Origin of the sequence: Pseudomonas sp., assembly GCF_050739775.1 — a bacterium.
GTDB lineage: Bacteria > Pseudomonadota > Gammaproteobacteria > Pseudomonadales > Pseudomonadaceae > Aquipseudomonas.
On record NZ_JBOICA010000011.1, the window covers coordinates 1 to 1435 of the forward strand.

Annotated in this window: 1 protein-coding gene and 1 pseudogene; one reads left to right on the top strand and one right to left on the bottom strand. The window is 49.8% G+C overall.

What is annotated here, in order from left to right:
• Window positions 1-224 precede the first annotated feature (224 nt).
• A complete protein-coding gene (locus ACRESH_RS07810) occupies window positions 225-497 on the bottom strand; it encodes a hypothetical protein (protein ID WP_431741441.1) in 273 nt (90 codons plus the stop codon).
• A gap of 451 nt (window positions 498-948) precedes the next feature.
• On the opposite strand from ACRESH_RS07810, the pseudogene ACRESH_RS07815 reads away from it, so the two are divergent.
• Window positions 949-1310 (top strand): annotated as a pseudogene (locus ACRESH_RS07815) (site-specific integrase); the annotation flags it as partial.
• Between the last annotated feature and the right edge of the window lie 125 nt (window positions 1311-1435).

A 1435-nucleotide genomic window follows, 5' to 3' on the forward strand; every position in this document is an offset into this window, starting at 1 on the left:
TTGCCGGCGTACTCGGCGTCGGCGAAGGTCATCTGCTTCATCAGGTGTCTCGGCGTTTGAGGTTAAGCATTCTGCCAAATCTGGAAGTCTTCTTCAGAGTTTCCCTTACCCAGCAAAGCTGAAGTCATCCCGAGAAATTGCAAATGACCCCCTACAAATAAAATAAGGGCCGCTCCACTGCGACAGCACCGTAATGCCGCATGCTAGAGCGTTCGCTGAAACCTTCAGACGACGGAATTGCTAAACCGCCGGAAAAAATCCGGGTAAACAAAAAAATGTTTAACCGCCGGAATTCCTGAAGCATGAGTAATAGATTGGGCATCAGTTATAACTCCAGGCTGAAAAATGGCGAAATTCACATCATTTTCACCCGCAGACAGCGCGCATCTGCGTACCTTTTTACGTGGTGTAATCGCCGGAAAAAGTACGATTGCCTGAGCAAAATCAGCAAGGCATTCGTTAAGAATGCGCTGAACCCCTTGATTCAGAGCGGCCAATCAAAATCCTGAGAAATGTTTAACTGCCGGAAAAAAGCACATGGAAATTATTTAACCGCCGGAATTTATACGCAATCACCACGCGTCACACAGGAGGCTTTCTGCGCTAGATGAATGAATATACATGTCTAATGAGGCGCCATGCCCAAGGCCTCTAGGGCAGGAGTTTCAGTAAGCTAGCCATGGCTGTGGAGGATATCTTGGCTATACGCATGCAGGGTCATTGTATTTCCAACGGCCATAACAACCCAGACCGCAAAACGTTCCGTACAAATCACTTCAATGCTCGGCCGAATATATTACCCTGCCCGCCATTCATCGGAAGCCCCTATAACAAAGTCCGGAATTAACTATACTAAATATTCATTTAGTTGAGTTATTGATTAACGCACTTCTACCAGTCATAAAAAGTAAGCTAACACCCCCTCCTTCATATCCGATAACTACCAGACCCGGATATCGTCGGCATCTGGGGCTGTCTCCCCTGCCCTCACCCCATGAAACTCACCCGCTGCTGTCCACGCTGCATGGCCGAAGCGGCCTGTCCAGTCGCCACCTGCGCTTGCTGCTTCAGCAGGTGTTTGATCGAGCGCTGCTCAAGATGACGGCTGAGGGGCACAAGAAGACGAGATCGATAATCTTCGGTCCGCCTCGCTGCGCTGGCTGCGTCACAAATCGGCGACTTTCGACGCCCCCTTCCGCAAAATGAAGGACATGCAGGCGGATCTGCGGCATAACAGCCTAAGCACCACGCAGAGCACCTACTACAACTCCTTGGATGAGCAGCGAACGCATTTTGTCAATCACCTAAGGAAGCTCCGAACAAGTCGCCCAGCAATCGACAATGGACGACTTTTGGTCTCAGAAAAGCTCGATTTACAGGCGCTGATTATTGAAAAATCAGGGCAAAACCCTGGTTATCAGGCCTTACGGGCGCA